This window comes from Bradyrhizobium sp. 33ap4 (assembly GCF_032654765.1).
GTDB classification, from domain to species: domain Bacteria; phylum Pseudomonadota; class Alphaproteobacteria; order Rhizobiales; family Xanthobacteraceae; genus Bradyrhizobium; species Bradyrhizobium australafricanum.
Genome location: NZ_JAUMTJ010000051.1, coordinates 1 through 16,137, shown reverse-complemented (window position 1 = coordinate 16,137; position 16,137 = coordinate 1). Strand labels below are relative to the sequence as shown.

Annotated in this window: 19 protein-coding genes; 8 read left to right on the top strand and 11 right to left on the bottom strand. The window is 64.3% G+C overall.

The window, feature by feature from the left end; translation table 11 throughout:
- Nucleotides 1-163 precede the first annotated feature (163 nt).
- A complete protein-coding gene (locus tag Q2M23_RS31685) occupies nucleotides 164-880 on the top strand; it encodes a TetR/AcrR family transcriptional regulator (RefSeq protein WP_316398141.1) in 717 nt (238 codons plus the stop codon).
- A gap of 6 nt (nucleotides 881-886) precedes the next feature.
- On the opposite strand, the gene Q2M23_RS31680 is transcribed toward Q2M23_RS31685, so the two are convergent.
- The 3 genes from Q2M23_RS31680 to Q2M23_RS31670 all read right to left on the bottom strand — a co-directional run bounded on the left by Q2M23_RS31680 (nucleotide 887) and on the right by Q2M23_RS31670 (nucleotide 3,723).
- A complete protein-coding gene (locus Q2M23_RS31680) occupies nucleotides 887-1,603 on the bottom strand; it encodes a dihydrofolate reductase family protein (RefSeq protein WP_310882032.1) in 717 nt (238 codons plus the stop codon).
- A 122-nt stretch (nucleotides 1,604-1,725) separates the two neighbouring features.
- A complete protein-coding gene (locus Q2M23_RS31675) occupies nucleotides 1,726-2,700 on the bottom strand; it encodes a magnesium transporter CorA family protein (RefSeq protein WP_316398140.1) in 975 nt (324 codons plus the stop codon).
- A gap of 90 nt (nucleotides 2,701-2,790) precedes the next feature.
- Complete coding sequence (locus Q2M23_RS31670; protein ID WP_057016090.1) at nucleotides 2,791-3,723, bottom strand: transcriptional regulator GcvA; 933 nt, start codon at nucleotides 3,721-3,723, stop codon at nucleotides 2,791-2,793.
- A gap of 243 nt (nucleotides 3,724-3,966) precedes the next feature.
- Here Q2M23_RS31670 and Q2M23_RS31665 point away from each other — a divergent pair, with 243 nt between their 5' ends.
- The 3 genes from Q2M23_RS31665 to Q2M23_RS31655 all read left to right on the top strand — a co-directional run bounded on the left by Q2M23_RS31665 (nucleotide 3,967) and on the right by Q2M23_RS31655 (nucleotide 5,219).
- Nucleotides 3,967-4,092, top strand: coding sequence for a hypothetical protein (locus Q2M23_RS31665; RefSeq protein ID WP_256521239.1), 126 nt, complete (start codon nucleotides 3,967-3,969; stop codon nucleotides 4,090-4,092).
- Nucleotides 4,093-4,117: 25 nt separating this feature from the next.
- Nucleotides 4,118-4,807, top strand: a complete 690-nt coding sequence (locus Q2M23_RS31660) for a glutathione S-transferase family protein (RefSeq protein ID WP_076832330.1) — start codon at nucleotides 4,118-4,120, stop codon at nucleotides 4,805-4,807.
- A gap of 121 nt (nucleotides 4,808-4,928) precedes the next feature.
- Entirely contained in the window at nucleotides 4,929-5,219 is a 291-nt protein-coding gene (locus tag Q2M23_RS31655) for a hypothetical protein (RefSeq protein ID WP_076832327.1), read from the top strand.
- Here Q2M23_RS31655 and Q2M23_RS31650 read toward each other — a convergent pair whose 3' ends face one another.
- The 7 genes from Q2M23_RS31650 to Q2M23_RS31620 form a co-directional block, all read right to left on the bottom strand.
- Nucleotides 5,220-5,996, bottom strand: coding sequence for a hypothetical protein (locus Q2M23_RS31650; protein WP_316398139.1), 777 nt, complete (start codon nucleotides 5,994-5,996; stop codon nucleotides 5,220-5,222).
- Nucleotides 5,997-6,057: 61 nt separating this feature from the next.
- Nucleotides 6,058-7,503 (bottom strand): hypothetical protein, encoded by a 1,446-nt coding sequence (locus Q2M23_RS31645; protein WP_316398138.1) that lies wholly within the window; start codon nucleotides 7,501-7,503, stop codon nucleotides 6,058-6,060.
- A 23-nt stretch (nucleotides 7,504-7,526) separates the two neighbouring features.
- On the bottom strand, nucleotides 7,527-8,471 hold the full coding sequence (locus Q2M23_RS31640) for a DUF1259 domain-containing protein (RefSeq protein ID WP_057016093.1): 945 nt from the start codon (nucleotides 8,469-8,471) through the stop codon (nucleotides 7,527-7,529).
- Nucleotides 8,472-8,515: 44 nt separating this feature from the next.
- Nucleotides 8,516-8,821 (bottom strand): hypothetical protein, encoded by a 306-nt coding sequence (locus Q2M23_RS31635; protein ID WP_057016094.1) that lies wholly within the window; start codon nucleotides 8,819-8,821, stop codon nucleotides 8,516-8,518.
- A gap of 74 nt (nucleotides 8,822-8,895) precedes the next feature.
- Nucleotides 8,896-9,129 (bottom strand): hypothetical protein, encoded by a 234-nt coding sequence (locus Q2M23_RS31630; RefSeq protein ID WP_316398137.1) that lies wholly within the window; start codon nucleotides 9,127-9,129, stop codon nucleotides 8,896-8,898.
- 58 nt (nucleotides 9,130-9,187) lie between these two features.
- Nucleotides 9,188-10,579 carry a chromate efflux transporter gene (gene chrA / locus Q2M23_RS31625; RefSeq protein WP_316398136.1) on the bottom strand — a complete coding sequence of 464 codons (1,392 nt, stop codon included), beginning with the start codon at nucleotides 10,577-10,579 and terminating at the stop codon, nucleotides 9,188-9,190.
- Nucleotides 10,576-11,394 (bottom strand): chromate resistance protein ChrB domain-containing protein, encoded by an 819-nt coding sequence (locus tag Q2M23_RS31620; protein WP_168858821.1) that lies wholly within the window; start codon nucleotides 11,392-11,394, stop codon nucleotides 10,576-10,578. Before Q2M23_RS31620 ends, chrA begins: the two co-directional genes overlap by 4 nt.
- 385 nt (nucleotides 11,395-11,779) lie before the next feature.
- On the opposite strand from Q2M23_RS31620, the gene Q2M23_RS31615 reads away from it, so the two are divergent.
- From Q2M23_RS31615 to Q2M23_RS31600, 4 genes are all read left to right on the top strand, one after another.
- Nucleotides 11,780-12,091, top strand: coding sequence for a hypothetical protein (locus Q2M23_RS31615; protein ID WP_028334652.1), 312 nt, complete (start codon nucleotides 11,780-11,782; stop codon nucleotides 12,089-12,091).
- Between the two features lie 97 nt (nucleotides 12,092-12,188).
- Nucleotides 12,189-12,467 (top strand): metal/formaldehyde-sensitive transcriptional repressor, encoded by a 279-nt coding sequence (locus Q2M23_RS31610; protein ID WP_016847064.1) that lies wholly within the window; start codon nucleotides 12,189-12,191, stop codon nucleotides 12,465-12,467.
- A 5-nt stretch (nucleotides 12,468-12,472) separates the two neighbouring features.
- Nucleotides 12,473-13,537, top strand: a complete 1,065-nt coding sequence (locus Q2M23_RS31605; protein WP_229191810.1) for a nickel/cobalt efflux transporter — start codon at nucleotides 12,473-12,475, stop codon at nucleotides 13,535-13,537.
- A gap of 166 nt (nucleotides 13,538-13,703) precedes the next feature.
- Nucleotides 13,704-14,792: a Cj0069 family protein gene (locus Q2M23_RS31600; RefSeq protein ID WP_316398135.1), complete on the top strand. Its 1,089-nt coding sequence runs from the start codon at nucleotides 13,704-13,706 to the stop codon at nucleotides 14,790-14,792.
- Between the two features lie 355 nt (nucleotides 14,793-15,147).
- Here Q2M23_RS31600 and maiA read toward each other — a convergent pair whose 3' ends face one another.
- On the bottom strand, nucleotides 15,148-15,807 hold the full coding sequence (gene maiA / locus Q2M23_RS31595; RefSeq protein WP_316398134.1) for a maleylacetoacetate isomerase: 660 nt from the start codon (nucleotides 15,805-15,807) through the stop codon (nucleotides 15,148-15,150).
- Nucleotides 15,808-16,137 lie beyond the last annotated feature (330 nt).

Below are 16,137 nucleotides of genomic sequence, written 5' to 3'. Positions count from 1 at the left end.
GCCAAAAGGAACGAAACCGTTCCGTTCTATGCGGCAAATAGTCCCGCCGCAGTGCGTCGTCAATAGAAACGGAACTGTATCGTTCTATTTACAACCAGATGTGATAAGGCTATATTGCCTGATATTGCCGGCCTGACCGGCCCATCGAACCCGGGTCGATGCGATGACCACCAGCACCCTGAAGAAGCCGCGCGTACCGAAAACCAGGCCGGTCGAGGTGCGCGCCGGCCGGCCGCCGAAGGAACTCGCCGGCGAGGTTGATGCGCGGATTCTCGATGCCGCGCGCCAGGTCTTCCTGCAGCGCGGGTTCGAGGGCGCGAGCATCGACGAGATCGCGGAAGTCGCGCGCTCCGGCAAGCGGACGATTTATGCGCGCTTCCGCGACAAGCGGGCGCTGTTCACGGAAGTGGTGACGCGGGACATCCTGGCACGCATCGCCGAGTTCAAGGCCGATCCGCCGGTCGGCGCGACCATCGAGGAGCGCCTCACCAGCGTTGCCTCGACCCTGTTGCATTGGGGCTTCGATGCCGACCGGATCGGCCTGATGCGGCTCGCCATCGCGGAAGCGCACCGCTTCCCGGATCTCGCCGCCAACGTCGACCGCAGGGCGCGCGCGCTCAGCACCGAGCTCGGCATTCACCTGCTGCGCGACCTGACGCAATCCGACCAGCTCGGCAAGCTGCCGGCCTTCGCGCCCGAACACCTGCCGACCACGGCGCGGATGTTCCTCGACATCATCGCGGTGCCGATGCTGCTCCGGGCGCTGTTTGAGGTCGACCTGAAGGCGCTCGATCCCGAGATCGACGCCCATGTCGCGCGCGGCGTCGCGTTTTTCGTTGCTGCATGCCGGACCGGCTGGGTGGAGAATCCCAAGCCATAGGCGCGCTTAATCCGGCGCGCGCTCCACCGCGTGACGCAGCCAGACCATGCCGCCTTCCAGTGTCTCGCAATGAGTGAGCCGGAGCGATTGTCCGGCGCCGGGGCGGTCGCCGTCGGGGCCGTGATAGTCGACGATGCTTTGCGAGCCGGCGACGCCGTCGACCGCCGGAAAGATCAATGTGCTGAATTCGTCGATCAGCCCATGCTTGAGGAAGGCGCCGTTGATCCCGCCGCCGCCTTCGAGCAGCAGCGTCCTGGCGCCGAACAGCGACGCCAGCTGCGCCATCGCGCCCGGCAGATCGTCGCCCTTGGTGCCTGCAAAGATGTAGGACGCACCGTCCTCGCGCAGTTCGGCGAGATGCGCATCGGATACCTGTTCGCCGAGCACCGCGACGGCGTGATCGCCGCCGACATTGTCCTTGCCGAAATGCACGCGGCCCGACGGATCGATGCCGACAGCAAGCTTGCGGCCGCTACGGTTGCCGAGATGCGCCTCGCGCGGCAGCCTCAGTGGGTTGGCGATATGCCGCTCGGCTCCCTTGGCCATCTCGTTCATGGTGACGCGGCCGATGATCCATCCATCGGCATCGAAGCCGTCATGGATCCGTTCGTAGTGGCCGCGCAGCACGTCGGCCGGGATGCCGGCGGCGGCCTTGGTGAAGCGGCTGGGATGAAGCCGGCCGTCGATCGACGTGCCCATGTGGCAGATGATGTGGGGGCGCATAGGCTGAACTCTTCGGTGGGGGATGACCGCGCCACAGGGGCGGGTGGGGCAGCTTCAGATTAATAGACGCGCAGGCAGGTTCTCAACGCGGATAACGCGGCGGCGTTTCAACTTCGCTTGTTTTAATCGAACCAGCCGTGCCGCTTGAACCAGAGCACCGGCAGGATGCCGCTGGCGATGATCGCGGCCCAGGCCAAGGGATAGCCGAAGGTCCAGCTCAGCTCCGGCATCTCCTTGAAATTCATACCCCAGACCCCGACCAGGATGGTCGGGGGAACGCCGACCACCGACACGATGGTCAGGATCTTGAACAGGTCGTTCTGCTGGATGTTGATGAAGCCGAGCACGGCGTCCAGCAGCAGCTGGATCTTGTCCGACAGCCGGGTCTCGTAGTCGCCGAGCGAGGCGACGTCCTTGGTGACGGCCTCGAGCCGGCGCTTCGATGCCGACGTGATCCATTCATTGCCGACGTCGTCGGCGAAGCTCGCGACCCGGCCGACGCCGAGCAGCACGTCGCGCGCCTTCGCCAGGCGATCGGCGAGCTCGCCGATGTTCTCCAGCGCCTCGCGCAACCTGCGGCTGGAGCGCACCGGACGCTTGCTCCGCACCAGGCCGCCCTTGAAGACGCCCCGCGACAGCCTGTCGGTCTTGGCGCCGAGCTGCTCCAGCACGTCGGCGCCGCGATCGATCATGGCCTCGAGCAGCGCGGTGAACACGCACATGCCGTTTTGCAGGCTCTTGTCGGTGCCGATCCGCTTCATGACGTCGTCGAACGTGGTCAGCTGCGCGAACCGCACCGTGACCAGCACCTTTGGGCCGATCACGAAGCCGATATTGGTGATCTCGGCTTCATTGTTGTCGTCGAGCCGCACCGCCGGCGAGCTCAGATAGAGCCGGTCATGATCGGTGATCAGGCGGCTCGACGCCTCGATCTCGCTCAACGATCGCTCGGACGGGACGCGGATGTCGAGCGCGCGCTCGACGAACTGCTTTTCGTCTTCCGTAGGATCGAGCAGATCGATCCAGATGACCTCGGGCGGCACTTCGGCGCCGATGCTCCGCCAATCGGGGGTCGCCGACCTGTACAGCTGCAGCAATGATCGGGCTCCATGCATGGTGGGTGGTCCGTCCCACGACAATCCCGAGGGCCGCAGGGCCGTTCCCTGTATTTGGAAGCCTGCCGGCACTCACTTCAGTCGATGAGAGGTTCCGCCGAGCTTTCTAAGTCGGCGCAGGTCGCTTGCGGCCTCCGAGAGCAACCAATCGCGAAACGTCACGATTTTCGGCAGGTTTGCGGTCGCCTTCGGACAGAGGATCCAGTAGGTCTTCGACAATGGCAGCGACTGCGGAAACGGCCGCGCCAGATGGCCGTTGATGAGGTCCCACGCCGCCAGCGTGGTGCGCGCGAGCGCAATGCCTTGCCCATTGATGGCGGCATCAATCACCATGCTGGCGCGATTGAGGACCGGGCCATGCGTGGCGGCAGCATCGTCAAGTCCCGCTTCCTCAAGCCAGTTCTTCCAGTCGGCGCGACTGTCCATATGGATCAGCGGAAATTTCAGGATGTCAGCGGGGTTGCTCAGGCGTCGCTTGCTGGACAATAGCTTTGGGCTGCACACGGCAAATAGCCGCTCCGGGCTCAGCCGCACCGCGTCAAGCCCCGGCCAGTTGCCGTCGCCATGGCGCACCGCGAGATCCACTTCCTCGCGCGCGAAGTCGACGTGGTGCAGCGTGGCGGAGACGCGCAGGTCGATGCCGCTATGCGCCTCAACAAAGTGGCCGAGCCGGTGCACGAGCCATTTCGCGGCAAAGTCCGGTGACGTTGATACGGTCAGCACACCGGTATTCTGCCGCTGCAATAGCCGCTCGGTGCCGATGGCGATGCGGTCGAGCGCGTCGCGCACGACAGCGAGATAGTCGCGCCCGGCCTCGGTGATGATCAGGCGCTGGCGCTCGCGGTTGAACAGCTTTATCGCGAGCTCCGCTTCCAGCGCTTTCACTTGATGGCTGACCGCGCCCTGCGTGACGCAAAGCTCTTCGGCCGCGCGCGTAAAACTCTCATGGCGCGCGGCCGCCTCGAAGGCCTTCAGGGCATTGAGCGGCGGCAGGCGTGGGCGCATCGCACAACTTCATGAGAAAAATTAGGGCAGGCACGAGAAACGATGCTTTGCGGGAAACCGCCCCGCACTATTATTGAACAGCTCCAGTGAAGCATTTCAAGCGATTTGGAGCCTGTCGTGTCCGTCCTTTTAACCGATACATCTCGGTCGATCCCGCCGGTGCCCGCCGCCGACCCGGCCACACCACTTCATCAATTCAGCTCAGGAAGGTCGCCTGGCGCTCCGCGCCCCGTATGGTGGAGCTTGCTTGACCGGCCGTTTCAGCGCATCGCGCTTCGCGCGATCGCCGACGACCCGCATCTGCTTTGCGATCTCGGCCTGACGCGCGAGCAGGCGCTGCGCGAGGCCTCCAAGCCGTTCTGGCGCTGAGACCAAATCAGAAAGGAGAAAACGGATGTCCGATCCGATCGTCTACGGTTTCCCACGCAGCAGTTTTGTCAACATCGTCCGCTTGATCCTGACGCACAAGGACGTAGCTTACCAATTCCACGACCTTGAACCGGTCATGGGCAAGCCCGATCACCTGGCGCTGCACCCGTTTAACCGTGTCCCAATTCTGAAACACGGCGATCTCACCGTCTACGAGACGAGTGCGATTGTCGCTTATGTCGACGAAGCCTTTGGCGGCGTGTCGCTGACGCCGAAAGACATCAAGGCGCGGGCGCACATGAACCAGTGGATCAGCGCTGTTAACAACTATTACTACCCCTACATGATCTATCACGTGACGCATGAGCGTCTGGTTTTCCCGGAGCTCGGCATTGCCCCCGACGAGAAGGTCGTGGCACACGCGCTACCCAAGGTCGAGACCGGGCTTGCGGTGGCCGAGCGCCAGCTTGCGCACGGCAAGGATTTTTTGCTTGGGGGCGAGCTCTCGATTGCGGATTTCTATCTGCTGCCGAGCACGTTCGCCTTCAGCCTCACCGCCGAAGGGCAGTCGATGTATCCGAAATTCCCGGCATTCTGCCGCTGGCGGGAACGCATGGACAATCTGCCCGCAACGCAGAAAGTTCGCGCGGCCGTTGAGCGCGTTCCGATCGAACACGCGCGCAAATGGGCCACTTCGCACCGGCCGAAATATTGACCGTCACGGTTCGCGTGCAGAGCATCCGGTTCCGACCGCCACGTGCAGCCAAAAGCCCGGTTGTTTCCGAACAAAGGCGATGACGGAGCGTTAGTGCAGAGCAAGAGGAAGGGACAACACCATGAAAAATTCTACATCGGTTGCGTTCATCTCCGTAGTGGCAATGACCTTCGCATTCGCCGGAAGCGATGCAAGAGCGCAGTCCACGCCTGTCCAACAGGCCCAGCCGCCTCAGCAGTCGGAGCAAACCCGCGAGCAGGATCGCAGTCGCGCCGAGGACGTCAAGATCGGGCGCGACTGGAAGGCTCAAGGCGGCGAGAAGGACCACACCGGCCAGGCATCCACCCCCGACGAACATCAAACGGTCGGCCGCGATTGGCGCGCCCATCCAGAGAGCCGGGACCGCCAGTAGCTATCGAGGCGGAATTGGCTGCGCCTGGCGCATGGCGTGACCTTCGAAGAAGGAAAGCGGAAAGCCGAAGGTCAAACCCGCACGTGTCTCGTTCACCGGATGGCCACCTGTGAGCGCATGCCGAACCGCGATGTCGAAGCTGAGGTCGTCGCGCACACGATAGATCAGCCCGACCAGCCCCGAGAACGTCTCCTCTTTGCCGAACTCGTTCTCGTAGAATATCTCGGCGACGGGGCGCACCGTCCACGTCATCGGCCCCTCGACGATGGCACCCACGAACACGTCGCCATGATGGTCGCGGGTGATGGCGGTCTCGGCATTCAAGTGAATGGTGCCCCAATCCCAGCGCTGCGAGACAATGCCGGCCAAGCTTACGCCAACGACCGAATTGCCGGTACTGTCAGGAAGAAGAACGCCAAATTCGGTCGCAATGCTCGGACCGGTCTTGTCCTGCAGGCTACCGGGTACGACCACGTGTTTGAGGAACGCCCCGGCTGCGGTCAGGCTGGTTGGGCCGGGCGGAGAAAGCGACGTTTGTCCCTGGCCTTCGAAGACGGCTTCCCAATCCTCGCTCAGACCGTAGTTGAGAACCCAGGCCGGCGCGATCAGGCTTGTTCCGCTCTCGTCGCGCAAACGTCCCGCCGGCTGCAGCTCGACCTCCATCTCCCCCTTCTTGGCAACGGCGGCATCGGTGCCATCGAAGGGGCGATAGGCCGAGGCGGGGGCAGACCACGCATTCAGTCCCAAGGCGACCATGAAGCTCGGCGCAAGGCCCATCGAGCAGCTGCGAAAGCCCCGGCTACGTTTGCACATGCGCCGTCTCCCCACAAAGTCGATCTCAAGGCATTGGCTTGAACACCCAGATTGCCGCCGGTCCCGCGGGTCCCGCGCGGACCGCAACAAACAAACGATCCATCTCCGGCACAAAGAGCGACGTTCGCGCGCCCGTCGCTGTCGGCAAGCGCGCGATCAGTCGATAGGCCGCTCCATCAATCTCAAAAACGTCGACATATCCACCGCCGCAGCTCACATAGATGCGTCCGCGCTTTGCATCTACAAAGAGGTCGTCGGCATCGCCGCAAGTGCCGGTGGCCGCAATCGCCTTGCCGTCGGTCGAAAAGGCTGCAAGCTCGGCTGGGCTGCGATACGCCAGGAGAACGCGACTTCGTTCGTGATCGATGGCCATCGCGAAATTACCGCCCTTGTCCAACGGCCAGCTGGTGAGTTGTTTCCCGGAAGCAACGTCCACCACCGCGACGGCTCGCGCGTCAGGCAGATTGACAAAGATGCGCCCACTATCGGGCTGAAGCTGGAAGCTTTCCGGATGTGCCTTAAGGAGTAGGCTCCGAACCTTTGTCCGGGTGGATGGGTCGACGACTGCCAGGCCACCATCGCCATAGCCGACGATGACGCGCTTGGCCGCCGCGTCGACCCGGATATTGTCGGCGTCGCTGCCGAGTTCGATTCGCCCGGTCGCCCTGTACTCGTTGGCTTCGTACAGCTGCACCGACCCGTCGCGGGCGTTGGCGACGTAGAGGGTGTCGGTCGACGGCTCATAGCCGACGCCTTGGGGTTCGCTCAATCCGGTGATGGTTCGAAGCAAACTGCGCGCAGCCAGATCGACGACGCCGACGCTGTCATTGCCGAGCTCGGCCACGAACAGTCGCTGCCGCTTCAGGTCGACCGCCAGGTGATCGATCCGACCGCGGACATCGCCGAGCGGGATCTTCGTTTCGAGCTGAAGGGGAGTTTTGTCTCCTGCCGGTTCAGTTGCCGCTGCCAGCGTCGGAATGAGGGCGTCGATGCGCCGGACGATCTGATCCCGGGCCGACTCATAATCATCGATACCCAGGGGAATGCCGGACCAGTAGGTCACGTCGGCCCGTCCGTGCCGCTCGGCGGGGATCTGATCGAACGCCACCACCTGGTCTGCCGCGGCCATGTCGTCGATGGTCAGCTGTTGCGGCGTATTGGCCGCCTCCAGACCATCGAGTGCAAGGCCGTCCTGCACCTTGACCGGCACCGACCGATAAAGGTCGATGCCGCGTGAGACCGCCCTTATCCGCGATCCGCGCTCCTGGGCAGCCTTGTTGAAATAGGCCGCCGCCATCTGGCTGTTCACCACGCCGTGCAGGCAGACAAAGACAACGATCTTGCCATCGTCCGCCGGCGCCGGCCGAGCCGATGTCAGCGCGATCGCAAGCGCCGCGGCGGCAATGCGCAGCATCACGTGGGCACTCCTGAGCAGCGTGCGCCACATGGACATGACCGTGAGGCTTCGCATCGTTGATCCCTCCGAGACCAGGGTCAACTTTTTGTCGTGGCCGTCTTATCGAGCGCGGCACGCAGGCCCTTGGCGAGCTTGACGGCGTCGTCATTGGCCCAGAAATGCATGAAGAACAGGCGCGGCTGTTCGTCCAGCATGTGGCTGTGCAGCGCGGTGACGTCGATGCCGTGCGTCCGCAACGCCATGATGACGGGGTTGACCTCGTCATTTGTCAGCACGAAATCGCCGGTGATCGCCGCCTTGCCGCCGCCGGTCGGTTGGAAGTTGATGCCGATGGCGACGCCCATCGGGCCAACCGGGCTTAACGCCATGCCCTGTTCGGTGATCGGATCGCGACGGGGCACGTTGAACTGATAGACGCCGCCATTGGCCTGGCCCTTGACGCCGATGATCTGATCGAGCTGTGCAGTATCGAGATCGATGGCCGGCGGCGGCGCGGCCGGCGCCGCGGCCTTGAGCGGCGTCTTGCTTTCGGCGAGGCCATCCCGGATCGCGGCGGCGATCTTGACCGGGTCGCCGTGACCGGCGACGTGCATGTAGAAGGTGGCCGGGCTCGCGCCGAGCAAATGGTTGTGCACGGCCGTGATCTGCAGGCCGTTGCCGATCATCTTCAGCATGACGGGGTTGATTTCGGATTCGAGCAGCACCAGGTCGCCCATCGCCATGACGTCGTCGTGCATGGGTTTGAAGGCGACCCAGCCGCCGAGCGCCAGCGCCGGCTTGATGGTGATGCCGTCGAGCGTCACCGTCAGATCGCTCCGCGGAAAGCCGTAGCGATGCACGTCACCGGTGACCGCGGGCTTTCTGCCCAGCATGTCGTCGACCTTCTGCCAATCGATCGCCTGCGCATGTGCCGACGAGACGAACGGCTCGGTGAACACTTGCCAGTCGATCTTTTGCGCGCTCCCGCCGGTGGCGAAGAGGCAGGCACCGACGCCGATCAGCGCCGAAATCGTATGTCGCATTGGATTGCTCCCTTGAACCTCTTTCGATGCTTCGGATCGTGGCTCTATTGCTTCGAGAGCCCGACAATGGTGCGGAACCCGGCGATGTTCTGCACCGCGATTTCGACGGGATCGCCGAAGCGGACGGCATTGAAGATCAGGCCGTCCTGGACCTTGAACGGTTCGGTCCGGTCCGGAGATAACCGGATCAGCAGCGTGTCGTTGCGTTCATCGACGCGATCGACGACGCCGCGCAGCGTCTCGCTCGCTTGCGGGTGGACCATCGCCGCTTGCATTGTAACGGCCGCGTCCTGCCGCTCATCGAGGGCGGCCGGCGCTGCCAGGGTTGCGCCCGGCCCCAGCACCGCCATGCACAGGGCCACAATTGCTCTCATCATGATTATCACTCCATCGATTAGTTGACGGCTTTCGCGCGCGCGGGCACTCAGTCCCGCTCCTTGACCTGGCCGCTGCTGTCGATCACGAGCCGCACCGGCTTGCCGTTCTTCATCGCCTTCGCCGTCGTGCCTTCGGCCGTCGACTTGACCTCGCTGATCTCGGCGTAGCCGGCGGCGCGAAGTTTTGCGACGAGTTCGTCCTGCGTCAGGGCATGGGCCGGCATGACCGCGCCCGCGATCGTCAGGGCGAGAATCGAATGGGAGAGTCGTCGTGTCTGCATGGTTGTTCTCCTGGTTGTGTTGTGCTGCCCCAGGTTCTCAAGCTGCGCGCCGTTCCGCTCAGATGATGCCGACAAGGCGCAGCAGTACGCCCGTGATGCAGGAGGCGGCGAGGACGCTGAGCATCCCCGCATTGAAGCGGAAGATCGCGATCGCGGCGGCGATCGACAGCGCCATCGCTGGCCAGTCGAGGCTGGCAGGCACCGGCGCGTCGAACGACAGGCCTAGCCCGTGCACCGGGAATGTTTGCCGGAACAGCGTGTGCAGCGCGAACCAGATCGACAGATTGAGGATCACGCCGACCACGGCGGCGGTGATCGCCGAAAGCGCGCCCGCCAGCGCCTTGTTGCCGCGCAGCGCCTCGATGTAGGGCGCCCCGACGAAGATCCACAGGAAGCACGGCGTGAACGTCACCCAGGTCGCGAGCAACCCGCCGAGGGTGGCGGCCAACATCGGCGACAGCCCGCTTGCTTCGCGGAACGCGGCCATGAAGCCCACGAACTGCACCACCATGATCAGCGGTCCGGGCGTGGTCTCGGCCATGCCGAGTCCGTCCAGCATCTCGCGCGGGCTGACCCAATGATAATAGTCGGCGGCCTGTTGCGCGACATAGGCGAGCACGGCGTAGGCGCCGCCGAACGTCACCATCGCCATCTTGCTGAAGAAGATCGCGATCTGGGTGAACACGTCGCCGGGCCCGAGCGCAATCAGCAGGGCGAACACCGGCACCAGCCAGAGCGCGAGCCAGATGGCGCCGACCCGCAAAGTGCGCGATGCGTTGGGACGGACATGGTCCGGCACCGCTTCACCGAGCATGCTGTCGATCACGGCGGAATTCTTGCCGCCATGCTCGATCGCCGCAAATTCGCTCCGGCCGAGACGTGCGCCGACCAGCCCTGTGACCGCGGCGGCGCCGATGATCAGCGGAAACGGCACGGCGAAGAAGAAGATCGCGACAAAGGCGATCGCCGCGAGCGCGATCATCACCCGGTTGCGCAGCGCGCGCTTGCCGACCCGCACCACGGCCTGGATGACGATGGCGAGCACCGCGGCCTTCAGGCCGAAGAACAGCGCTTCGACAAACCCGACATTGCCATACGCCGCGTAGATATAGCTGAGGCCCATGATGGCGAAGATGCCGGGCAGGATGAACAACCCGCCGGCCACGATGCCGCCGAGCGTCCGATGCAGCAGCCAGCCGATATAGGTCGCCAGCTGCTGCGCCTCCGGCCCCGGCAGCAGCATGCAGTAATTGAGGGCGTGCAGGAAACGCCCCTCGGATATCCAGTTCTTCTCCTCGACCAGGATGCGATGCATCACCGCGATCTGGCCGGCCGGTCCGCCAAAGCTCAGGATGGCGACGCGTATCCAGACCAGCAGCGCCTCGTTGAAGGAGATGCCGTGCGCGGGTTCATGCCCGCGCGCTTTCGCTGTCGTTGCGACGTCGGTCATGGCTTCACCTTGCTGGTCGGCCAGTTGTGCGTCTCCTTGGTCGCGTCGCGGCACCATCGGTGGAAGGCGTCGTAGAGCAGCAGCCCGGCGCTCAACTGCTCGAGGTCGTCGTCGAACATGCGCGACAGGCCGAGCGAGGCGGCGAGCAGCCCGGGCGCCTCCGGCGAAAGCTCGAGCCGCGCGGTATCGGCCGCCCGCACCATCGTCGCGAGCCGCTCCAGCGCCGGCGTCGCGAGGCCGAATTCCTTGACCATCACGTCGAAGGTGCAGAGCTCGCCGCGATGGCTCCAGAACACGTTCTCGATGTCGAACGGCGTGGCGTCGAACCGTTCGGCGACCGCCTCGACCTCCGCCGATGTGACGAACAGGAACACGGCCGCGGGATCGACGAAGCGGCGGATCAGCCATGGACAGGCGATGCGGTCGATCTTCGGCCGCGATCGCGTCACCCAGACGGTGCGGCCCCGCCCGTCGCGTTTCGGAATCTTGTCGGCGGGAACGGTCGGTAGCTCCGCTTCCCGCCAGCCGAGGTGGCCGCCCTCGAGAATCTCGGCCGCGATGTTGCTGCAGCGCAGCCAGGCGGCGGTGCCTTCGGAAAGCTTCTGTCCCTTCTGGCAGACCACGACCACGGACTGCCCGGTGAAACGGGAAGCCCAGTCCTGGACGTCGAGATGGGAATAGCGGACCGCGCCCGGAATCAGGCGCGGATCGGCAGCGAAATCTTCATCGAGACGAACGTCGACGAGCGTCGGCGCCTTCGCCGTACCGATGAGACGGGACAATTTTTCTGATGAGATCGATGTGTATGACGACATGGTGCGCCCTTGGTGACAGGACGCGATTCTTGGGCATGTCGCCTCGCGGGGAGATCGCACATCCCCGTAGCCACATCAAAAACCCTGATCTCCGGGCTGTCAACCTGACTTTGCCAAATCCCGCAGCAATCGCCGATCGACAGTCACGAAAACTTCATCGCGCAGCATGGAACGAACATCCGTGGGCTCGCGCCGATGGCTCACCTCTCCATCTCCGGCGAGTTGCGAATAGGAACATACAATTCGCTGCCGAGTTGCGCGGTGGCAGGGACCAACTCAGGTAGATGCCGACACCGCGAACGTGTCGCGCTCCCGCCTGCATTCATTGGAGCAATGCCGATTGATGGACAGTCATTGTTGGCATGCGACGCCTGTTGCCCTCGTTATGCTGCTCATCACAACAACCGGCGGCGCTCTCGCCCACGATCACCAGCACCCCGAATTGAATGGTTGGTATGAGGGCTTGCATAGCAGCAAGGGTCCCTGCTGCGATGGCACGGATGCGCAGCACATCGACGACGTCGACTGGGAAACCAGGAACGGCCATTATCGGGTGCGCATCGATGGCGAGTGGGTTGACGTACCCAACGAAGCCGTCGTGCCAGGGCCGAACCTGTCCGGCCGACCCATCGTGTGGCCCTATTACATAGATGGTCATCCGAAGGCGCGCTGCTTCATGCCTGGCAGCATGGGCTGACGCCCGCCGCTGACATCCCGCCGCCATGTCTCGATGCGCGCCCCGGTTGGCCGCCAGCATGGTTGACCGATATAGGATACCCCCCTATATTACTTTCATGTCGCATACCATCAAGCACAAGTCCAAGCTCGTCGGCCGGGTTCGCCGCATCAAGGGCCAGCTGGAGGCCGTCGAGCGCGCACTGGAGTCCGAGATTGGTTGTGCCGACGTGCTGATGCTGGTGGCCTCGGTCCGCGGCGCCATCAACGGGCTAACCGCGGAATTGCTCGAGGATCACATCCGCCACCACGTCGTGGATCCTGCCCGGGAAAAGGATCCCGAGAAGGCGCAGGGCGCCGCGGACCTGATCGACGTCGTTCGTACCTATTTGAAGTGAGCGCCATGACCGACCTGTCTCAGCTGCTCCAGCAGAGCAGTGCCCATGCATGGCTGTTCGTGCCCAGTGCGATCCTGCTCGGCGCGTTGCACGGGCTCGAGCCCGGCCACTCCAAGACGATGATGGCGGCCTTCATCATCGCGATCCGCGGCACGGTGGTGCAGGCGGCGCTGCTCGGCGTGGCGGCGACGATCTCGCACACCGCCATCGTCTGGCTGGTCGCGCTCGCCGGGCTTCACTTCGGCCAGCAATGGTCCGGAGAACGCAGCGAAGCCTGGCTGCAACTGGCCTCGGCGGTGATCATCATCGCGATCGCGGCCTGGATGGCCTGGCGCACCTGGCGCGAGCAGGCTGCCGAACACGATCATCACCATCATCACGACGAAACGCGCCAGCTGGTCCTGGCCGGACAATCGCTGTCGCTCGAGGTCTTCGAGGACGGCGTGCCGCCGCGCTGGCGGTTGCGAAGCGAGGCCGGAGCGCTGCCGGCGGCCGGCGACGTTGACGTCGTGACGATCCGCCCCGACGGCAGCGAGCAACGCTTTCGCTTCGCCGACAGGGACGGCTATCTGGAAAGCATCGACGAAATTCCGGAGCCGCATGCCTTCAAGGCGCGCGTCTCGGTGCGCGCGGACATGGTGGAAGTCCTGTTCGAGGAGCATGACCATGCGCACATGAATCTCGGCGACGAGGACGACGCGCATGCGCGCGCGCACGCCGCCGACATCCGCAAGCGCTTTGCCGGACGCACCGTCACGACATGGCAGATTATCCTGTTCGGCCTGACCGGCGGGCTGATTCCGTGTCCGGCGGCGATCACCGTGCTGCTGCTCTGTCTCCAGCTCAAGCAGTTCAGCCTCGGCTTCGTGCTGGTGCTTTGCTTCGGCATCGGGCTTGCGCTCACCATGGTCTCTGCCGGTGTTGCGGCCGCGCTCAGCCTGCGTCATGTCGAACGTCATTGGGCCGGTTTCAGCCGCTTTGCCCATCGCGCCCCCTACGTGTCGGCCGCGCTGATCGTGCTCGTCGGCCTCTACACGGGCTGGCTCGGGTTGCACGGGATCACGGCCTGATCCGGGATCACGGCGTGATCCGGGATCGTGGCCTGATCCGCTTCGCCCCACTTCCATCTTGAAACCTGCGCGCGGTGGTCTAGATTTGCCCCAAGGGGACAAGGCAGACTCCCCGTGAGACCTCGGTCCAAGCTCTGCGCGACACTCACCGTCGTGGAGCTTTCACATGGACACCCAACCACACACACGTCTTCGTTCCGAAAATCGTCGTTGCAAAATCGCCATCCTGTCGCGTGGCGACGCCGCGTCCCGCCGGGAGGCGACCCCACAAAACAGCCGTTTCGTCCGCGTCTTCGAAGCGCTCGCCGCTTCGGGCATCGCGGCCGTTCCCGTCGTCTATGACGAGACATTCGCCGATGCCGTTCGCGACCAATTGCTGACGATGGACGGCGTTCTGGTCTGGGTCGATCCGATCCATCAGGGCAAGACGCGCGCCGCCCTCGATCCGCTGCTGCGCGAGGTCGCGGCGGCGGGACCATGGGTCAGCGCGCATCCCGACGTCATCCTCAAGATGGGCGTCAAGGACGTGCTGTACCGGACGCGACACCTCGGCTGGGGCGCCGACACCCATCGATACGCGACGGTCGATGCGTTCCGCGCCGAATTTCCCTCGCGCTTGCGCGCGGGTGGTCCGCGCGTGCTCAAACAGAACCGCGGTAATGGCGGGCAGGGCGTCTGGAAGGTGGAAACCGTGCCAAAGACCGACGCGACGATTCGCGTGCTGCATGCGCTGCGCGGCAGCCAGCCGGAGGAGATGCCGCTGGCAGACTTCATGGCGCGCTGCGAGCATTATTTCGGCTGGGGCGGCTGCATCATCGATCAGGCTTTCCAGCCGCGCCTGCCCGAGGGCATGATCCGTTGCTATGTCAGCGCAGCGAAGGTCGCAGGCTTCGGGCACCAATTGATCAAGGCCCTGATCCCGCCGCCCCCGCAAGGCCCGGATTCTCCGGAAGCCCAACCCGGACCGCGCATCATGCACGGCCCCGATGCGCCGCAATTCCAGGCACTGCGAAGGTTGATGGAGGACGAATGGATCCCGCAAATGATGGCCGCGCTGACGATCGATGAGACGTCGCTGCCGGTGATCTGGGATGCCGATTTCCTCTACGGTCCACGCGATGCTGATGGCGCCGACACCTACGTGCTCTGCGAGATCAACGCGAGCTCGTGCTTCGCGATCCCCGACGAAGCGCCGGCGGCGATCGCGCAGACGGTCAGGGATCGCATCGGTCGGAACATGGCGAGCGTGAGGTGAGCACGCCCTGCAGGCTTCCTCTTTCTACTCATTGCTCGGGGCCCATGGGTGCGATCGGCACCCGGCTTTCCCTGCGCCCTCCGTTCAAGAGAGGGCGGAGCAAAAGACAAAGCTCGGACAAATCATGTCGCGAGAACGCGGAAGTGTGTCACAGACGACGCCACACATTCGGTGTCGTCACTGCGAAAGCAGGGACCCAGAACCACCGATGGTCATTGTTGAGCAGTGCTGCAACGACGAGTCCCATCCACAACATCCGCCGCGGAGTATGGGTCCCGGCCTTCGCCGGGACGACGATCGAGAGAACCGCGCACACGTTTGCGCCTCTGCCTGTCCTTTGCAGCGCGTCCGCAAACTACTTCGCCCGCATCGCTTCCGGTGTATCCGGTTGCGCGGACGGATGCGCCTTGGCGAACGCCGGCAGCGCCATGGCGGTCTCGTGGATGCGCTTCACGGTCGGCCAGGGCGACAGGCTGATCTGCTGGTTGATCGCCGCCGTGACATGGCCGACCAGGCAGATGTCGGCAAGGGTGGGCGCATCGCCGTGACAGAACCGGCCGGTCGCCTTGTGGCCGGCGAGGTGCCCCTCGAGCGCCGCCAGCGTCTCGACCGTCCAGTGCCGCCGCCACGCGTTCTGCTGGCTGTCGCGCAGATCGAGCTCGCGGTCGAGATAGCGCCGCACCCGCGGCGTCAGCAGCGGATGGCCCTCGCAGGCGACGATCAGCGCCAGCCCGCGCACCCGGGCGCGGCCGAGCGCATCTGCCGGCAGCAGCGGCGGGCTCGGGTAGGTCTCGTCGAGCCAGTTGATGATCGCGAGCGACTGGAACAGCACCGTGCCGTCGTCGGTCACCAGCGCCGGCAGCGCCATCTGCGGATTGATCTTGCGATAGGCATCGGTGCGATGCGCGTCCGCATCGAGATCGACGAAGACGACGTCGGCGGCCACGCCCTTGAGGCTGAGCGCAATCCGCACCCGAAAGCTCGCCAGCGAGCGCCAGAACGAGAAGAACTGCATGGAGTGCACCCCGCATTTCTTCCCCTCTCCCCTTGTGGGAGAGGGTGGACGCGATGCAAGGCATCGCGGACGGGTGAGGGGTCTGTCTCCGCGGATAGAGACCCCTCATCCGTCGCGGACTTTGTCCGCGACACCTTCTCCCACAAGGGGAGAAGGGAAGAAAGGTCTATCCAGACCCGTAGCCCGGATGAAGCGCAAGCGAAATCCGGGGCCGGTCCGTCGTTCCGTCGCAGTCTATCCCGGATTACGCTTCGCTGCATCCGGGCTTCTGTAACGGGCCTTGGTTAGTCAATCCCTTTTCGCGTCATCCACTCGCCGGGCACTTGCTTC